Raw genomic sequence first — 18,382 nt, forward strand, 5'->3', positions numbered from 1 at the left:
TCCTCTCGCCGGCACTTTTCCTTTGTACGAGCCATTAGCTCAGTTGGTAGAGCAGATTGCAGACATCTGTGATTCAGCTTCTGCGGGCAATCTGCGAGAAAGAACGCAAGTTCTTTTGAGCATCTGACTTACCACAAATAAGTTTGTAGAAATCATCTTTGTATGAGCCATTAGCTCAGTTGGTAGAGCAGATTGCAGACATCTGTGATTCAGCTTCTGCGGGCAATCTGCGAGAAAGAACGTGAGTTCTTTTGAGCATCTGACTTACCACAAAATAGCTGGTAGAAATCATCTTAGTATGAGCCATTAGCTCAGTTGGTAGAGCATCTGACTTTTAATCAGAGGGTCGAAGGTTCGAGTCCTTCATGGCTCACCATAGTTTTTTGCGACAGCAAAATAACTTACCATATATGCGGGTGTGGCGGAATTGGCAGACGCACCAGACTTAGGATCTGGCGCCGCAAGGCGTGGGGGTTCGACTCCCTTCACCCGCACCAAAGTTTTTAGAATGTTTAATATGCGGAAGTAGTTCAGTGGTAGAACACCACCTTGCCAAGGTGGGGGTCGCGGGTTCGAATCCCGTCTTCCGCTCCAAAAGTGCCGGGGTGGCGGAACTGGCAGACGCACAGGACTTAAAATCCTGCGGTAGGTGACTACCGTACCGGTTCGATTCCGGTCCTCGGCACCAAGATTTTTACGAAGTAAAATTTGCGAAAGCAAAATAACTTTCATAATTCGGGAAGTAGCTCAGCTTGGTAGAGCACTTGGTTTGGGACCAAGGGGTCGCAGGTTCGAATCCTGTCTTCCCGACCATGTACTTCTTACTTAAAATGGGGTCTTAGCTCAGCTGGGAGAGCGCCTGCTTTGCACGCAGGAGGTCAGGGGTTCGATCCCCCTAGACTCCACCATATCTTTTTAAAAACAATATAATGGCGGTGTAGCTCAGCTGGCTAGAGCGTACGGTTCATACCCGTAAGGTCGGGGGTTCGATCCCCTCCGCCGCTACCATTAATATAAAGATGTTTTTTTAAAAATGGAGGAATACCCAAGTCCGGCTGAAGGGATCGGTCTTGAAAACCGACAGGCGGGTTAAACCGCGCGGGGGTTCGAATCCCTCTTCCTCCGCCATTTTTATATTTTTTTGGAGGGGTAGCGAAGTGGCTAAACGCGGCGGACTGTAAATCCGCTCCCTCAGGGTTCGGCGGTTCGAATCCGTCCCCCTCCACCACTTTTAGGGGCATAGTTTAAAGGTAGAACTAAGGTCTCCAAAACCTTCAGTGTGGGTTCGATTCCTACTGCCCCTGCCATAATATTTCTTTGATGATTAACACTTGCCGATGTGGCGGAATTGGCAGACGCGCACGACTCAAAATCGTGTTCCGCAAGGAGTGTCGGTTCGACCCCGACCATCGGTATCATAAATGTAGATGTATCAAGACTTTCAACGAATTAGTTGGAAGTCTTTTTGTATTGTTAACACTGCAAAAATCGTGTGTTTAAAAACTTATGCCTTGAAGTAGAAGAATGAAAAGAAGGGGAAATGAGTAGTATTAGTTGTTCTACAACACCCGAAATTCATCTAATGTTGATGATGATTATTTACAGTCTGTATAAGGCTATTTTTTATTTGTTTTATACGCATGCGCTGTAGAATGGCAATGTTTAGGAAACATATGGTAAAGTTAGCGAAGAACTTAAAAAGAAAACAGATAGATATTTGGGGGCACAATAATGAAAAAAACTCTTATTTATACAGGTTTTGGATTAGCAATTGTAATTGGAGGTACATACGCAGTTCTTTCATTAAATGGAGAGAAAAAAGAAGCAGCAGCCACAACTACTAAACAAGTAGTCACTCAACAAGTTCATAAAGTTAGTCAAGTAGAGTTAGATGAAGCAGCAAAGACCTTTTCTAACCTAGCAAGCATCCAGAAAGATGATGACTTCTTCTACTATGCAACAATAACGTTAGCTCTTCAGAAGCTTGAAGTTAAAGGAGAAAAAGACTTCACTCCACCGAACACTCCTTCTACTATTGAAAGATACCAGATGAATCGAGCCAATCTTCAGTACTTGAAAAACAAAGTAGTTGAAACCAAGGCTTCAGAACTTTATCAAAAAATCTTAGACAAATGGTTGAAAGGTGACTTCTCTGACATCCAAAACGACCTTTCATCAGTCCAAAAGACAAGAGCTGCTGAGGGTGGTCTTCCAACTAAAGTGAGAGCTCAAGATGAGGAACAAAAATACATTCAGACCTTCTTTGGTGACAAGGGTTTACAAATTAATAAAAGAGATTGGCAATAGGCAATACAGATAGGCTTCTGAACTTCCTGGGGCTTATTTTTTTGCTATAATACATAAATTCAAATTTTATAAAATGAATTTATCCCAAATCTTACTACTCAATGATTGTCTACTCGGATATTCATTAATAGGCATAAAATATAAAGGAAATTATAATTGAGTTATAAACGACACAATCTTATAATTGTATGAAAAAGGATGAGTATCATGCCGATTAATTCTTTTGAAAACTATCCGATGAGCTGGAAGCCATCCGTTGATAAATCCAAAAAGCCAATTTATAAAGCACTCGCAGAGCAATTAAAACAGGACATTTTAAACGGAGTTTTAATACCTGGTACAAAACTTCCCCCACAGCGAGAATTGGCCGATTATTTAGATTTAAATTTGAGTACCATTTCAAAAGCTATTAAAGTCTGTGAATTAAAGGGATTGTTAAGTTCATCTGTTGGAAGTGGCACCTTTGTTTCATATGATGCGTTATCGAATGCGTATTTACTTGAAGAAACAAAGCCAAAGCATTTAATTGAGATGGGAGCAACACTACCAGATAATGCTTCTTACGAGCCTCTCCTGAACCAACTGAGAGGTATGTTGCAAGAGCCGCATTATGAAAAATGGTTTGGTTATGGTCGAGCAGGCGAAAGTCTTTGGCAAAAGGATGCCGCAGTAAAGCTTATCCGAAGAGGCGGGTTTGAAACAACAGTTGATCATATTTTATTTGCAAATGGGGGCCAAAATGCGATTGCGGCCACATTGGCGAGTCTTTGTCACCCTGGAGATTGCATTGGTGCCAATCATCATACTTACGCGGGATTAAAAACTGTTGCAGCGATGCTTAGTTTGAAAATAGTACCGATAAAATCGGAGAACTATGAAATGAGTCCAGATGCCTTTGAATATGCGTGTAAAAATGAGAATATTAGAGGCATATACTTAATACCAGATTATCATAATCCGACAACTCGCTGTATGTCAGTAGAGAATAGAAAAGCCATTGCAACAATTGCCAAAAAGTATAATAAGTTCATTATTGAAGATGCGACATATCATCTTCACAAAGAAAAAACACTTCCAGCAATTGCATCATTTGCACCAGAACAGGTCATCCATATTGCAAGTTTATCGAAATCAATAGCCCCGGGGTTAAGACTAGCTTATGTAGCGGTGCCGAACCAATTTAAGGAGTTAATTTCAAAGGCGCTTTATAATTTGAATATATCAGTTTCCCCTTTATTAGCAGAACTAGCTGCACGAACTATTGTATCGAACCAGTTTGAAGTCTTAATTGAGGAGCATCGGAAACGAACCATTCGCATAAACCAAGTTGTAAATCGATATTTGGCAGACTATATGTGTTTGGGTGCTGAAACAGGTATTTTTCGTTGGTTGCTATTACCAGGCAAGATTACAGGTGCTGAATTTGAAACGTTAGCGGCACAGCAAGGGGTGCAAGTGTATGCCGCTGAACGGTTTGTAGTTGGAAATAGTAGTCCAGAGCGGGCTGTAAGGATTTCTGTCTGTGCACCAGAAACGCTTGAAGAGCTTGAGCAAGGATTAATGATTATTAAACGTTTATTAAACGATCTTCCCTAATATTATTCGCCATACAACATTGTGATTGTTTGCCACACAATATAATATTGTTCGCCATACACTCATAGAGTTGTATGGCTTTTTTGTGGGTGTTAAGATGATTACAGATAGAGGGTCCCAATAATATATGTTATCTAAATATTATGATACTTAGAGCAGAACATTTAACCGGTTAATTAGACTTAATAAAAATTTAGAAGGCGTGATGAGCTTATGTACAATTTTGACGAAATTATTGACAGAAGAAAAACAAATGCAATGAGTACAGATGGTTTCCGGGGCTATATTTTCGGTGACAACGATGGTTTGATGACGTTTCCTTACAAAGATGAGGAGTTTATCAGAATGTGGGTGGCAGATATGGATTTTGCAACACCACAGGTAATCATTGATGGAATAAAAGAAAGATTGGATAAAAATATATTTGGTTATACCCGTGTACTATCTGATTCTTATTATAAAGCTTTTGTGATTGGTGTATTAGAAGATATGGATGGAGTTTTGAAAGGAAACATCTAGTAATGTCTAACGGAATAATCCCTGCTTTATTTGAACTTGTTGAGTATATCTGCAAGCGAGATGAAAAGGTTATTTTTTTAACTCCTTCATATGCCTATTTTAAATATGCAGCAGACTATAATCACCGTGAAAGTATGCTCAGACCTAATAAATGATAATGGTCGCTATAGTATTGACTTTGAGGATTTTGAACGGAAAGCAGCCGATGAAAAAACAACTCTCTTTATTTTGTGTAATCCACATAATCCTACAGGTCGAGTTTGGACTAAAGAAGAGCTTAGAAGATTGGGCGATATATGTGTCAAAAACGATTTGTGGATTATCTCAGATGAGATTCATTGTGATCTCCTAAGGATGGATAAAAAACATATTCGGAATAGGAATTCCTTTTTTTGAAACAGAAGATGGGATACAGACTTTAGATTTAAATGATGTGTTAGAATAGAGTATAATTGGTAGTTTTTAATATTTTTCCATACAATTTATAAAATTGTATGGTTTTTGTTTGTAACTATTATTAAAATCTGGTTCGAAGAGTAAAGCTATAGAATTAGCTTTTTAGAAAGGTAGTTTTAGTATCGAAGATCTTGCAGTTAAGCCAGGAGAAGGGTTATTTATTGGGGTTTAGCTTCCTGAATCTGTTGATTTGGGGGAATTATTATATTATCAGTTGTAAAAAAGGGAGAGACTAGACATGAATAATGAAGAATTTATAGAAAAATATAAAGTAGAGAGACATAATTCAACATCTTTAAAATGGGATTTATTAAAAGAGCGCTTTGGAGATCCAGACTTACTTGCCATGTGGGTAGCGGACATGGATTTTAGGACATCAGATTCCATTACAGAAGCACTTACAAATCGCGTGAACCATGGTGTGTTTGGTTATTCTTACGTTCCACAAAGTTATTTTGATGCATACTTCAAATGGATGGAGGAAAGACATTCTTTCCCATTGAAAAAAGAATGGATTCGCTATTCGACTGGTGTCGTTGCTGCGCTTTACTGGTTTATTAATGCTTTTACTGAACCTGAAGATTCTGTAACCATTCTTACTCCAGTATATTATCCATTCCATAATGCCGTTCGTGATTGTGGTCGGAAACTAATTACTTGTCCATTAAATAATGATAACGGTTATTTTACCCTTGATTATGACCGTTTCGAACAAGCAATCATCGATAGCCGTGCCAAACTGTATATACACTGTTCTCCACATAACCCAGCTGGCAGAGTATGGACGGAAGAAGAACAAGATAAACTATTTGAAATTTGCAAGAAACATAACGTTTTGATTGTATCAGATGAAATTCATCAGGATTTTACTTTCGATAATCATAAACATATTCCTGCCGCAGTAGTTAAGGGTGGAAAATATCGGGATATAATCATAACAGTGAATTCTGCCTCAAAAACTTTCAACCTGGCAGCACTGATTCATTCCAATATTATCATTACAGACGATATACTAAGAGGAAAATATGATAAATATATAAAAACAGTGAATCAGACAGATTTTAATACAATGGGACTTACTGCGACAGAGGCAGGTTATTCTGGCGGAGGTGAGTGGTTAGAATCCTTGAAGAGCGTTATTTATTCAAACTTTGTTTATGCAAGAGATACCCTTAATAAAGAGCTTCCGGAAATTACAGTTACACCTATGGAAGGAACATATTTAATGTTTATTGACCTAAATAAAATTATTCCAAAAGAAAAGACAAAAGAATTTATTCAAGACCGCTGTCGACTTGCTGTGGACTTTGGGGAATGGTTTGGTACAGATTATAAAGGATACGTCAGACTGAACCTGGCAACGACTCCTGAGATTGTCAAAATAGCGATTACAAACATTATTAGAGAAGCAAAACTCTTAAAAGAAAATGATAAAATGAATGTACCATCTTTGCTCTCTATTTGAGCAGCCTCCCATTATGGATTTGACATACCAACAGAAGGAAAAGGAGAAAGAAATTGTTTGCCATACAATTATAATGTTGTATGGTTTTTTTGTTGCGTGTTAAAATGTTTTAAATCTAGTTGGAGGATAATCAGAGTAAGGTCTAATAGAAAGTAACTGAAAATTCAGGGTATTTTAGGGAAAAGGTAGCTATTAATCTTTTAAAAATAATTGTTAAATGTACTACATTACTAAAATAAAAAAGGAATGATGATAAATGGAAAATAAATTTGCTGAGAGAACTCACTTAGTAAAACCTTCAGAGACACGTGAAATATTAAAAGTAACAGAAAGGCCAGAAGTTATCTCTTTTGCGGGAGGCTTGCCAGCTCCAGAGTTGTTTCCTGTAGAAGCTCTTAAGGATGTATGCAATGTTGTATTGAATGAAGAAGGTGCGTCTTCTCTTCAATATAGTACGACTGAAGGATATATTCCTTTAAGAGAAGTTATTTGTCAAAGGATGAAAGCTATTGGAATCGACTCTACTATTGAAAATGTTCTTATCACATCAGGGTCCCAGCAAGCAATCGACCTTACTGGAAGGATTTTCATCAATGATGGAGATACTATTATTTGTGAAAGCCCAACCTATCTTGCAGCCATTAATGCATTTAAGTCATACAATCCCAAATTTGTTGAATTAGCTATGGATGATAATGGAATGGTTATGGAAGAGCTAGAGAAAAAGCTGTCAGAGCATCCTAACACGAAATTTATCTATACGATTCCAGATTTCCAAAACCCTACAGGTCGCACATTAAAACTCGAAAGACGAAAGAAAATGATTGAGCTCGCTAATCAATATGATGTACTGATTGTAGAGGATAATCCCTATGGAGCTATAAGATTTGCTGGAGAGGCACTCCCGCCTGTTAAACATTTTGACACAGAGGGTAGGGTAATTTATATAAGTACCTTTTCAAAGATTTTTACCCCCGGTCTACGACTTGGATGGATTTGTGCAGACGAATCTTTCATTGAAAAGTACGTTGCTTTTAAGCAAACAGCTGACTTACATACTGATAGCTTTGCTCAAAAAATTACAGCTAAGTATCTGGAGCTTTACAATATCGAAGAACACATTAATAAAATCAAAGCAGTTTATAAAGAAAGATGCACATCTATGTTATCTTGTATCAAAGAATTTTTTCCAAAAAATATAAACTATAGTATGCCAGAAGGTGGATTATTTATTTGGATAAAGCTTCCTGAGTCTGTTGATTCTGGGGAATTATTCGCTAAATGTTTGGAAAATAATGTTGCTTTTGTTCCTGGTGCCCCATTCTTTCCGAATGGAACAAAGATAAATTCTTTACGATTAAATTACTCGAATATGCCTAAAGAGAAAATTTATGAAGGTATGAAGCTTATGGGAGAAGTATTGCATCGTGAGTTAGAAAAAGAAACAACTCTTTTATAATTCAGAACAGACAGTCTAACCAGGGAAGACACACAAAGAAACAAAGTCTTATGGCCATATTTATACATTTCATTAAGTTAATGGCTAAATGCTGGGTATTTTCTCTACAACAAGCAACCAACCTTAAATTTTCAACTCAACAATATCCTACTAAAATACAGGTGATATATTAATGAAATTTGAAAATTGGTCCAATCGTGAAAATACATTATTTCACATAGGGAAAGCTCATTTAAAAGGGACTAATATAACAAGGAATATCCTTTTCAAAATTACGTTTTTACAACATAGACACTGTCAGAAGGAGGACAAATATGAACAATTCTGTAATCATTGTTGTTGCAGGTTTAAGTGGCCTACGTGCTGCATCACTACTTACTGAAAAAGGCATTAAATGTAGGGTTCTAGAGGCAAGAGATAGGATTGGTGGTAGGGTTTTGAGTACTTCTGATCCAAACATACCTGACCTGACAAATTTGACCTTGGCCCAACGTGGTTTTGGCCACAGTATGAGAACCATATTGCTAACCTTGTAAAAGAACTAAATTTAGAAACTTTCGAACAATATAAGAAAGGCGAAATACTTATAGAACGATTCCAAATCAAGCCGCCAGAGCGCTGTGTGCTGAAAGAAAATTCAGACGAAAAATGGGTCCGATTGACTGGAGGTGTGCAGTCTCTTTTTGATGCTCTAGCAGAGACTATTCCCTCAGAAATAGTTGAGCTAGAAACGCGAGTTAAGAATATTGAACAGAATGAAGCTGGTGATATCACGGTTGAAGCAGAACTTTCTGATGGAAAGAGAAAAAAAATTCCTGCAGATGCTGTTATTCTAGCATTTCCACCTCGTCTTGTGGCGCGTCACATTGAATTTTCTCCTTCTCGCCCTCCAAATCTTATGAATGACATTGTAAAAAAACCTACGTGATGGCGGGACAGGCCAAGGTAGTTGCAGTCTATGAACGTCCCTTCTGGAGAGAATTAGGACTTTCTGGATATGTATTAAGTGCCGTGGGTCCCTTAGAAGAAATATATGATGCCTCTCCTAATAGAGGTTCTGGTGCATTATTTGGTTTCTTTGGAATGCCTCCAGAAGCACGTAAAAAAATGGGTCAAGATAAAATTTTAAAATTGGTTGTTGACCAATTAGTTAAGCTCTTTGGAAGTGAAGCTAAAAATTAAAAGGCAATTTATTATAAAGATTGGTCCAGCGATTCAGAAACCACTGTTGAAGAAGACTTAAGTCCTCTTAAAGATTACGAGAGCTATGGTCCACCACCAGTAGAAGGTGTATGGGAAAAGAAAATTATTTTTGCTGGTACAGAGACGAATTCAGAATATAGTGGACATCTTGAAGGTGCCCTTCAGTCAGCTGAACAGGCAGTAGCTGAAATCATTAATTTAAATGCAAAGGATGTTTCTTGATGGCAAAGCAGATCGCGAATATCTCGATCAATACGGAACGAATTTGGTCTCAATTAATGGAGCTGGCCGAAATCGGTAAACAAGAAAGTGGCGGTGTAACCAGAACTTCATTGTCCCCGGAAGACTTACCGCCCGCAAGCTTCTCATCAATTGGATACAGGAAACGGGCCTGGAGGTACGGATGGATGAAGCAGGAAACATTATAGGACGTTTGCCAGGAACCAATGAATCAATAGCTAAATCTGTTATGACTGGGTCGCATATTGACTCCGTCCTCAATGGGGGAAATTTGATGGGCCATTAGGAGTTCTTGGTGCCCTCGAAGCCGTTCGGACCATTCAAGAGAACGGGGTAAAACTGAAACGTCTCATGCAAACGATAATTAGATTAGCATCCGAATAGAAGCCATGTTAACACACAATATCGAGTGATAGGAGTACTATAATGGATTTTTTCTTTGATCACCTTGTTTGGTTCTTTAAGAAACCAGAGATAGCCATTTCACCCTTAAAACAAAGAGGGCTTCATGTTGTAAAGGGTGGGCGTCATGAATCTTGGGGAACATATAATACCCTAACCTATTTTGGCTTAAGTTATATTGAATTTTTAGGAATTGAGAATTTATCAATAGCTGAAAAACATGATGAAAATCGATTGATAACGCAAATTGTGGAACAGCTAGCAAAAGAAAGTCGGGAAGGTCCTGCGAAAGTAGCGATCCGAACAAATAAAATTGAAGAACTAGCAATAAAACTTAAAGCAGAAGGACTTACAGTATATGGACCGCTTACTGGGGAGAGAGTTCGTGCTGATGGTCACGTAATCAGGTGGTCATTGTTATTCCCTGAATACGCGGAAAACAAAGTTTCTTTACCATTTTTTATTGAATGGGAAAAATCAGATGAAGAAAGGTATTCGGAATTAGAGGACCAAGGACTTATAGGGTCACACATATTAGGCCAACCAAAATTGGATAGTGTTGGTTTTGTCGTAAATAATTTGGACAAGACATTAGAAATTTGGAAGAAATTGTTTGGCCTTAAACAAGGCGAGGAGTATATTGATACGGAAATCAATGCACGTTGTAGAATTTTAAAATTGAACGGAACTAATTTATTATTTTGTACACCAATTGGAGATGGTCTGGCTGCTAAGGTATTAAAAGAAAAAGGGGAGACTCCTTTTTTAGTGAACCTTACTGACACGAATCAAAGTCACTTTTCTGAAATGTTGGATGGTTATTGGAAGTTCCAATAATATATTCAAAAGTTTAGTTGATCGATGGTGAAAACAAAGGAAGAAATACTTTAAAAATTTATTTTACATAAGATTGGCAGGGGAAGGGGAAGCCCTGACATGTTCATTTTAAGGAGCGTCAAATCCTTGGTGAGACACCTGTTTGACGCTTTTTTCAAAATGCTTCTCGTCATCTTCAGGTCCTCAATGACTCAAGATTAGTTAAGTTTACAAAAAAGGGGACATATGCAATTTCTTCAGTAGCTGATCCATCTGTTACTGATTTTTTATTCGCCTTATGGCGTATCGATGAAAGTCAACTTTCAGAGATCATTCGAATTAAAGAAGATTTCTTTGGTGAAATGGAAGGTTTATACACACTTAAGATGGATGAAGCTTACGAACCCATTAAGGTGGAAAGAGGAGGGTATATGAAAAATCCGATAGTGATTGTTGGTGCTGGTTTAAGTGGCCTTCGGGCTGCTTCTCTACTTACTGCAAAGGGCATCAAATGTAGGGTTCTAGAAGCTAGAGATAGGATTGGCGGAAGGGTTTTGAGCACAGCTGATCCAAAAAGACCTGACCTAGGCAATTTTGACCTCGGCCGACATGGTTCTGGCCGCAGTATAGTTCGGATACGACACTCATCAACATAATTATTTAAAATAAGATTATGTCAAAAAGAATCATTTAAATTCACAATTTCAAAAACCGCCTTTTCAGCTGACTGAAGTGCACCTTCAAGATGTCCACCAAATTGTGAATTTGTCTCTGTTCCAGCAAAAATAATTTTCTTTTTGCCTCAAAGTATCCCCGCATTCCTGGTCATGAAGTAATTGGTATAGTTGAAGAACTTGGCACTGAATCTACGAAGTGGAAAATTGGTGAACGGGTTGGAATAGGATACCATGGAGGAGATAATCATGTAACAGGTCTGACAATGGACGGTGGCTATGCGGAATACATGGTGGCCAATGAGGATAATTTGACCAGCATCCCAAATGAATTATCTGCATTAGAAGCAGCACCACTTATGTGTGCTGGTGAAACAACGTTTAGTGCACTAAGAAACAGCAAAGCACGGCCTGGAGATCTTGTAGCCATCCAAGGCATTGGCGGACTTGGGCACCTAGCTGTTCAGTACGCAAAGAAAGCAGGATTTCGCAAGGTTGCCATTTCGCGTGGTAGTGTTAAAGAAGAACTAGTACGTCAATTGGGGGCACATCACTACATTAATTCAGAAAAAGAAGATCCAGCTCAAGCATTACAGGCTTTAGGTGGAGCCAAAGTAATCCTAGCTACTGCGCCGAACGCCAAAGCTATTTCTTCTCTGATCAAAGGGCTAGGTTCAGACAGTGAACTAATTATTGTAGCTGGTTCTGGTGAGCAATTGGAATTGTCAGCAATGGACTTTTTAAAAGTACCTAAAACGGTTAGGGGTTCGTTTACAGGACAAGCAAAAGAAATCCAAGAAGCCATTAACTTTAGTGTTCTCACTGATGTACGGCCAATGATTGAAACTTTTCCTTTAGAACGTGCTAACGAAGCATACGATAAAATGATGGCAGCATCCACACGATTCCGTGCTGTTTTGAATATTTCTGAATGAATATTTAAATTAAACGTCACTAATAGATTCCATGACTAAAAGTGGTTCTTTAAGAACCCCTTTTTTGTCGTCATTTTATCGCAATCTCTTATAGCAACTAACAACATATAAGATAGTCTTTGTATCTTCCTCAATCGGAATACACTAATCTAGGAGAAAGTACTGTTCAAAAAGATTGGCTGAAGAAGAACAAAAAATACCGCGAGCATTTTTATATAATATACTAGACAGATAAACGCATGGATGCTATAATTAAATTCGTCGTTGAGAATAATAATTTTTGCGGGTGTAGTTTACTGGTAAAACCTCAGCCTTCCAAGCTGATGTAGTGGGTTCGATTCCCATCACCCGCTCCATAAATTATGGGCCTATAGCTCAGCTGGTTAGAGCGCACGCCTGATAAGCGTGAGGTCGATGGTTCGAGTCCATTTAGGCCCACTATAAATAATAAAGTAAACCGAACAGGTTAATGTTCGGTTTTTTTTTGTCTTCTAAAGTTTTCTATTTTATTTTCTGCTTTAAATAGGGAACGATATTAAGCAAATGAAATGAGGGAGGAGTCCAAATTGCCTGAGCTCCCGGAAATGGAAAACTATAAAAACCTATTAAAAGATAAAATCGCAAATCAAGTGATAACAGATGTACAAATAAACCGTGAGAAATCCATTAATATTAATCCTGACCTATTCAAAAAAACGGTTCAACATCAGAGAATTGTCGATATCAAACGTCGGGGCAAGCATCTTCTATTCCAGTTGCAAAATGATCAAACGCTTTTATTACATTTAATGTTGGGGGGATGGATGTTTTTCGGCTCAGAATCAGAAAAACCAAATCGAACGATACAGGTTCGACTATCATTTGGACAAAATCATCTTTATTTTATCGGTCTTCGGTTAGGATATTTACACCTGCATAATCAGACTCAAACAGAGGAAAAGCTGTCAGACTTGGGCCCAGAACCATTAAATTCGGAATTTACTTTAGCGGAATTTTTAAAAAGAATCCATACAAAACATGGCCGTTTAAAAACCACATTACTTGATCAATCATTTATTGCCGGCATCGGAAATTGTTACTCAGCGGAGATTTGCTTTCAGGCTGGAATAAAACCGACTAAGGATATTGATGATATGAAGGATGATGATCAAATAAAACTCTACGATTCAATGAAAAATGTTCTTCTAGATGGGATTAAGCACGGCGGGTATATGGATAATCCTCTCTTTAAAGGAGACGCTTTAACCGGTGGGTTTAATAACCGATGCCAGGTCTATGATCGCGAAGGACAACCGTGCCTTCGGTGCGGCACAACCATTATCATCGAAGTGATCTCCTCTAGACAAACTTTCTACTGTCCCAATTGCCAGAAATAAGGAAAAATTTAGTTAGAGCTATAAAGGCATACATTTTTTTAAAAGACATAAACGATGTTTGAATATCGCATATGTCTTTTTTATTTTGCTTTATGATGTTTATTTTTTTGCAAATAACTATTTCACTTTATATTTAAATGTTATATACTAAATAAAAATAAGTATAACACATTTAAAACGATTACATATATTATATCATAATAATAGGATAAAGGGGGGTGGTAAAGATAAAACTCTCAAAGCGTCAGGATGAAATCCTTGAGATTGTTAAGAAAAATGGGCCAATCACAGGAAAAGAGATTGCAGATAAGTTGTCATTATCAAGGGCAGCGTTAAGACCTGACTTAGCCATCTTAACTATGTCAGGAAATATCGATGCAAGACCGCGCGTTGGTTATTTTTATAATGACAAATTTAAGGTTAAGCCCCAAGCCGAAAGAGTCCTCCACCAAAGTGTTAATAATTATAAAGCGCATCCCATTGTAGTCGGAAAATCAACCTCCGTATACGATGCCATTGTCCAATTATTTTTAGAGGATGTCGGTACACTATACGCGGTAGATTCTGATGGGCGTCTAGCTGGTGTGATTTCTAGAAAGGATTTGCTCAGAGCCTCACTTGGTAACCAAAATCTATCGGAGTTACCAGTCAGTGTCATAATGACGAGAATGCCAAATATTATCACTATTTATCCGGAAGAAACCCTGCTTGAGGCAGCTAAAAAAATGATCCAAAATCACATTGATTCTCTTCCTGTTGTGCGAGAAGCTGACGGACAAGCGAATACATATTTGCTAGTGGGGCGAATTACCAAGACTACGATTACACGGGCATATTTAGAAATGATGGATGAAAAATTAGACTAAGGGGGTGGCTGTCATTTTGGCACAAAAAGAAGTGGTCTATGTGGTTTCCGACTCTGTTGGGGAAACGGCTGGGTTTGTTGTGAAGGCAGTTGCTACACAATTTAACGGGGGCCAAGTGGACATTCGCCGTAATTCCTATGTGGAGGACTTTGAAGATATTGAGGACGTTATACTATTAGCGCTTAAATCGAATTCGATTATTGCTTATACAATTGTCATACCATCCTTAAAAGAGTATTTAGATCGTCGTGCAGGCGAAGAAGGAATTATGGCAGTAGACCTGTTAAGTCCATTAATGAATGCATTCGAAACTAAATTTAATAAGGAACCGCATCACCGTCCAGGATTAATGAGAAAGCTCGATGAGGAATACTTTCGGAAAATAGAAGCGATTGAATTTGCCGTTAAGTATGATGATGGCCGTGATCCAAGGGGGCTGACAAAGGCCGATATTGTCCTGATAGGGGTATCGCGTACTTCGAAAACACCGTTGTCGATGTACTTGGCGCATAAGCGTTTTAAAGTGGCCAATGTGCCGCTCGTCCCGGAAGTACAGCCGCCTGATGAGTTATTTCAAATACCTAGAAAGAATTGTATCGGGCTTATTATTTCACCAGATAAATTAAATGAAATCCGCAAAGAACGGCTGAGAGCGTTAGGATTAGCCTCAAGGGCAAACTACGCCAGCTTTGAAAGGATTTTAAAAGAACTTGACCATGCAGAAAAAATCATGAAGCGGGTAGGATGCCCTGTCATTGATGTCTCAAATAAAGCTGTAGAAGAAACAGCGGGCTTAATACTAGATATATTAAAAAAAGAGAGGAGCTTTTAGAGATGGAGAAATTTGTTTACTTATTTCATGAGGGAAATGGAAATATGAGAGAATTACTTGGGGGTAAAGGGGCAAATCTTGCAGAAATGACTAGAATAGGTCTGCCAGTGCCATTTGGTTTTACGTTAACGACCCAGGCCTGTAATGATTACTATGAAGCTAGTAAAACCATTACAACAGAGGTGGAAGAGCAAACCCTAGAAGCCCTTGGCCGCTTAGAAGAAAAAATGGGTAAAAAACTGGGTGACCCTGTAAACCCACTTTTAGTTTCAGTGCGATCTGGCTCAGTTTTTTCAATGCCAGGTATGATGGATACCATCTTAAACCTCGGAATGAACGATGAAACGGTAGCTGGTTTAGCAGCACTAACCAATAATCCTCGTTTTGCTTATGATTCCTACCGCCGCTTCATTCAGATGTTTAGTAATGTAGTCTTAGAAATTGATACATTTTTCTTTGAGCAATACTTAGAAGAAACACGTGAACAGAAAGGGTATAGTACAGATCCGGAAATGTCAGCAGAAGATTGGCAAGAAGTGATTAGCGGCTATAAGGAGATTGTCAAAAAGCATACAAGAAAAAATTTCCCTCAAGACCCAAAACAACAGCTTTTTCTTGCGATTAACGCTGTCTTTAATTCTTGGAACAATCAGCGCGCCATCGTCTACCGACGCTTGAATAAGATCCCAGACCACCTTGGAACAGCCGTTAATATTCAAAGTATGGTGTTTGGCAATATGGGCAACGATTCAGGTACCGGGGTAGCATTTACACGAAATCCATCAACAGGCGAGCATGTTTTATACGGAGAATACTTGATAAATGCCCAAGGAGAAGATGTGGTTGCGGGTATTCGGACACCACAGCCCATCGCAACATTAAAGGATGAAATGCCGGGGGTTTATAAGCAATTTACGGATACATGTAAAATTCTTGAACAGCATTATCAAGAAATGCAAGACATTGAATTCACGGTAGAACGCGGCAAACTTTTTATCCTGCAAACACGTAATGGGAAACGAACGGCGCAAGCGGCAATTCGAATTGCTGTTGAGATGGTTCAAGAAGGAATAATTGATAAAAAGACGGCCTTGTTGCGCGTAGAACCTGATCAATTGAATCAACTACTCCACCGCCGGATTGATGACAAATTTGAAAAAGATATTCTAGCGAAGGGATTGCCGGCTTCTCCGGGAGCAGCGACAGGTCAGGTAGTATTCGACGCTGATGAAGCCGAAACTTTAGGGAACGATGGGAAAAAAGTGATCCTCGTTAGACCTGAAACAACGCCAGACGATATTCACGGTATCGTCGCCGCACAAGCGATCTTAACTAGCCGCGGAGGAATGACCAGCCACGCCGCTGTTGTCGCACGTGGGATGGGGAAAGCTTGTATTTGTGGTTGTGAGTCGTTAAAAATCGATTTACGGGCAAAACAATTTACGGTAGGTAAAACAGTCGTAAATTATGGGGATATTATTACCATTGATGGATCCACAGGGGAAATTATGCTTGGTGAAATCCCAATGATTGACCCGGAACTTTCTGATGAATTCCAACTCCTTTTAGCTTGGGCTGACCAAGAGCGGAAAATTGGCGTTCGTGCAAATGCAGATAATCCGGAAGATGCAAAGAAATCCTTTGAATTTGGTGCTGGCGGTATTGGCCTATGCCGTACGGAGCATATGTTTATGGATTTGAAGCGGATTCCAATCGTCCAAAAAATGATTTTGGCGGATAATTACCAAGAAAGAATGGAAGCTTTAGGCCACCTGTTGCCAATGCAGCAAGGCGATTTTGAAGGTATCTTTGAAGCCATGCAAGGTTTCCCGGTAACCATCCGTTTACTAGACCCGCCGCTTCATGAATTTTTACCAGATAAAGAGGAACTATTAGTAGAAGTGACCAAGCTTCAATTAACAGACCCTCAATCAGCAGAATTAAAAAAGAAAGAACAATTGCTTAAAAAGGTACGTCAATTAGATGAGTTTAATCCAATGCTCGGCCACCGCGGCTGCCGTCTTGGAATGATCTATCCTGAAATTTATGAAATGCAGGCAAAAGCCATCTTTTATGCTGCAGCAAAATTAGCTGAAAAAGGGATGGAAGTGCAGCCTGAGATCATGATCCCATTAGTAGGGCATGTGAATGAGTTGAAGCAAATGCGTCAATTGGTGATGGATGCTGCAGATGTTGTTCAGCAAGAAACCGGTAAGAGTTTTCATTATACAATTGGTACGATGATTGAAATACCTCGTGCCGCCCTAACGGCCGATCAAATTGCAGAGGAGGCAGACTTCTTCTCTTTCGGAACCAACGATTTAACACAAACCACCTTCGGCTATAGCCGTGATGATGCAGAAGGGAAATTTCTGCAAGCGTATATTGAAAATAAAGTACTGCCGGAAAATCCATTTGCTGTACTTGACCAGGATGGAGTGGGCAAATTGGTCGAGACAGGTGTTAAACTTGGCCGCGAGACTAAACCTTCCTTAAAAACAGGGATTTGCGGCGAACATGGCGGAGAAAAAAGTTCGATTGATTTCTGTTACAGAACGGGTCTAGACTATGTCAGCTGTTCGCCATACCGTGTGCCACTGGCGCGCTTAGCAGCCGCACAGGCAACCATTCGTCATGATTTAAATAAAAAAGAGGTATATACTACAGCATAATAGAATAAAGAAGAGGATGTGTGTGTCGTGCACCATCCTCTTTCTTTTGCCCAAGGATGATATCATTGTTTTCAGCAAATACTATAAAAAAATGTAAAAGGGGATTAGTATGGGGGCAATTGAACGAAGCGGATACCGATTTGTACCAGAATATAGTATTATCCAACAAAATGGTGCGATTCATGTGTATAATCGAGAGAGCTTTATTGAAGAAATTCAATTTCAGTTTTCCGGAAAATATCCTGAAATGGATCAAATCGAGGAATTAGTGGATGACTATTGCAATAAACATAATATTTAAAGAACACTTGTTCGATAATTTGATTAATGCTATAATGAACATGCAATAGCATAGTTTTCTCAAGGGTGGACGGCACATCTCCTAATAGAAAGGGGGTGATGCATTTGACAGTTTTTCAGGCATTGATGTTTAGCTTATCGTTTGCTAGTCTCATTGTCACGATTCTGTCCTTTCACAAAAAAAAATAATCCACCCTTGAGCCGGCAAGCAGAAGCGGTGGATTATGGTCCGTAAGCCGATCCTCAAACAGGGAGCAGCTATTG

Annotated in this window: 15 protein-coding genes, 13 tRNA genes and 3 pseudogenes; 30 read left to right on the top strand and 1 reads right to left on the bottom strand. The window is 39.0% G+C overall.

Annotated features, from left to right (window positions below; all coding sequences use genetic code 11):
* The first annotated feature begins 300 nt into the window (after window positions 1-300).
* The 22 genes and pseudogenes from V7266_RS18645 to V7266_RS18750 form a co-directional block, all read left to right on the top strand.
* Window positions 301-376: transfer RNA gene (locus tag V7266_RS18645), tRNA-Lys, on the top strand.
* Between the two features lie 36 nt (window positions 377-412).
* Window positions 413-497 (top strand) — tRNA-Leu (locus V7266_RS18650).
* 22 nt (window positions 498-519) lie between these two features.
* Window positions 520-594, top strand: a tRNA-Gly gene (locus V7266_RS18655).
* Between the two features lie 5 nt (window positions 595-599).
* Window positions 600-688: transfer RNA gene (locus V7266_RS18660), tRNA-Leu, on the top strand.
* 48 nt (window positions 689-736) lie between these two features.
* A tRNA-Pro gene (locus V7266_RS18665) sits at window positions 737-813 on the top strand.
* A 19-nt stretch (window positions 814-832) separates the two neighbouring features.
* A tRNA-Ala gene (locus V7266_RS18670) sits at window positions 833-908 on the top strand.
* Between the two features lie 23 nt (window positions 909-931).
* Window positions 932-1,008: transfer RNA gene (locus tag V7266_RS18675), tRNA-Met, on the top strand.
* A gap of 27 nt (window positions 1,009-1,035) precedes the next feature.
* Window positions 1,036-1,128, top strand: a tRNA-Ser gene (locus V7266_RS18680).
* A 15-nt stretch (window positions 1,129-1,143) separates the two neighbouring features.
* Window positions 1,144-1,228, top strand: a tRNA-Tyr gene (locus V7266_RS18685).
* Between the two features lie 5 nt (window positions 1,229-1,233).
* Window positions 1,234-1,307: transfer RNA gene (locus tag V7266_RS18690), tRNA-Trp, on the top strand.
* Window positions 1,308-1,333: 26 nt separating this feature from the next.
* Window positions 1,334-1,415 (top strand) — tRNA-Leu (locus tag V7266_RS18695).
* 316 nt (window positions 1,416-1,731) lie between these two features.
* The gene (locus tag V7266_RS18700; RefSeq protein ID WP_335469817.1) at window positions 1,732-2,307 is read left to right on the top strand and encodes a DUF6241 domain-containing protein; all 576 of its coding nucleotides are present in this window, start codon (window positions 1,732-1,734) and stop codon (window positions 2,305-2,307) included.
* Window positions 2,308-2,505: 198 nt separating this feature from the next.
* Entirely contained in the window at window positions 2,506-3,903 is a 1,398-nt protein-coding gene (locus V7266_RS18705) for a PLP-dependent aminotransferase family protein (RefSeq protein WP_335469818.1), read from the top strand.
* A 213-nt stretch (window positions 3,904-4,116) separates the two neighbouring features.
* Window positions 4,117-4,422, top strand: coding sequence for a hypothetical protein (locus V7266_RS18710; RefSeq protein ID WP_335469820.1), 306 nt, complete (start codon window positions 4,117-4,119; stop codon window positions 4,420-4,422).
* A 2-nt stretch (window positions 4,423-4,424) separates the two neighbouring features.
* Window positions 4,425-4,577, top strand: coding sequence for a hypothetical protein (locus V7266_RS18715; RefSeq protein WP_335469885.1), 153 nt, complete (start codon window positions 4,425-4,427; stop codon window positions 4,575-4,577).
* Window positions 4,528-4,818, top strand: coding sequence for an aminotransferase class I/II-fold pyridoxal phosphate-dependent enzyme (locus V7266_RS18720; RefSeq protein ID WP_335469821.1), 291 nt, complete (start codon window positions 4,528-4,530; stop codon window positions 4,816-4,818). The genes V7266_RS18715 and V7266_RS18720 overlap by 50 nt, the downstream gene beginning before the upstream one ends.
* Window positions 4,819-5,116: 298 nt before the next feature.
* On the top strand, window positions 5,117-6,343 hold the full coding sequence (locus V7266_RS18725) for a MalY/PatB family protein (RefSeq protein ID WP_335469822.1): 1,227 nt from the start codon (window positions 5,117-5,119) through the stop codon (window positions 6,341-6,343).
* 256 nt (window positions 6,344-6,599) lie between these two features.
* Complete coding sequence (locus tag V7266_RS18730) at window positions 6,600-7,802, top strand: PLP-dependent aminotransferase family protein (protein WP_335469823.1); 1,203 nt, start codon at window positions 6,600-6,602, stop codon at window positions 7,800-7,802.
* A gap of 314 nt (window positions 7,803-8,116) precedes the next feature.
* A pseudogene (locus tag V7266_RS18735) lies at window positions 8,117-9,227 on the top strand (flavin monoamine oxidase family protein).
* Window positions 9,227-9,433, top strand: a complete 207-nt coding sequence (locus V7266_RS18740) for a hypothetical protein (RefSeq protein ID WP_335469825.1) — start codon at window positions 9,227-9,229, stop codon at window positions 9,431-9,433. Before V7266_RS18735 ends, V7266_RS18740 begins: the two are co-directional and overlap by 1 nt.
* Window positions 9,434-9,671: 238 nt before the next feature.
* Window positions 9,672-10,484, top strand: coding sequence for a VOC family protein (locus tag V7266_RS18745; RefSeq protein ID WP_335469826.1), 813 nt, complete (start codon window positions 9,672-9,674; stop codon window positions 10,482-10,484).
* 410 nt (window positions 10,485-10,894) lie between these two features.
* Window positions 10,895-11,091, top strand: a pseudogene (locus V7266_RS18750) (NAD(P)-binding protein); the annotation flags it as partial.
* A gap of 48 nt (window positions 11,092-11,139) precedes the next feature.
* Here V7266_RS18750 and V7266_RS18755 read toward each other — a convergent pair.
* A pseudogene (locus V7266_RS18755) lies at window positions 11,140-11,262 on the bottom strand (flavin monoamine oxidase family protein); the annotation flags it as partial.
* On the opposite strand from V7266_RS18755, the gene V7266_RS18760 reads away from it, so the two are divergent.
* The 8 genes from V7266_RS18760 (at window position 11,227) to V7266_RS18795 (ending at window position 18,119) form a co-directional block, all read left to right on the top strand.
* Window positions 11,227-12,072, top strand: coding sequence for a zinc-binding dehydrogenase (locus V7266_RS18760; RefSeq protein WP_420491451.1), 846 nt, complete (start codon window positions 11,227-11,229; stop codon window positions 12,070-12,072). The pseudogene V7266_RS18755 and the gene V7266_RS18760 overlap by 36 nt on opposite strands.
* Before the next feature lie 282 nt (window positions 12,073-12,354).
* Window positions 12,355-12,428, top strand: a tRNA-Gly gene (locus tag V7266_RS18765).
* Between the two features lie 8 nt (window positions 12,429-12,436).
* Window positions 12,437-12,510, top strand: a tRNA-Ile gene (locus V7266_RS18770).
* A gap of 128 nt (window positions 12,511-12,638) precedes the next feature.
* Window positions 12,639-13,448, top strand: a complete 810-nt coding sequence (gene mutM / locus V7266_RS18775) for a bifunctional DNA-formamidopyrimidine glycosylase/DNA-(apurinic or apyrimidinic site) lyase (protein ID WP_335469828.1) — start codon at window positions 12,639-12,641, stop codon at window positions 13,446-13,448.
* Between the two features lie 218 nt (window positions 13,449-13,666).
* Window positions 13,667-14,314, top strand: coding sequence for a helix-turn-helix transcriptional regulator (locus V7266_RS18780; protein WP_335469830.1), 648 nt, complete (start codon window positions 13,667-13,669; stop codon window positions 14,312-14,314).
* 16 nt (window positions 14,315-14,330) lie between these two features.
* Entirely contained in the window at window positions 14,331-15,146 is an 816-nt protein-coding gene (locus V7266_RS18785; protein WP_335469831.1) for a pyruvate, water dikinase regulatory protein, read from the top strand.
* Between the two features lie 2 nt (window positions 15,147-15,148).
* Window positions 15,149-17,818: a pyruvate, phosphate dikinase gene (ppdK, locus tag V7266_RS18790; protein ID WP_335469833.1), complete on the top strand. Its 2,670-nt coding sequence runs from the start codon at window positions 15,149-15,151 to the stop codon at window positions 17,816-17,818.
* Between the two features lie 109 nt (window positions 17,819-17,927).
* Window positions 17,928-18,119 carry a YbxH family protein gene (locus V7266_RS18795; RefSeq protein ID WP_335469836.1) on the top strand — a complete coding sequence of 64 codons (192 nt, stop codon included), beginning with the start codon at window positions 17,928-17,930 and terminating at the stop codon, window positions 18,117-18,119.
* The last annotated feature ends 263 nt before the right edge of the window (window positions 18,120-18,382 follow it).

The sequence above is a fragment of the Neobacillus drentensis genome, assembly GCF_036965645.1.
Classification (GTDB): Bacteria; Bacillota; Bacilli; order Bacillales; family Cytobacillaceae; genus Neobacillus; species Neobacillus drentensis_D.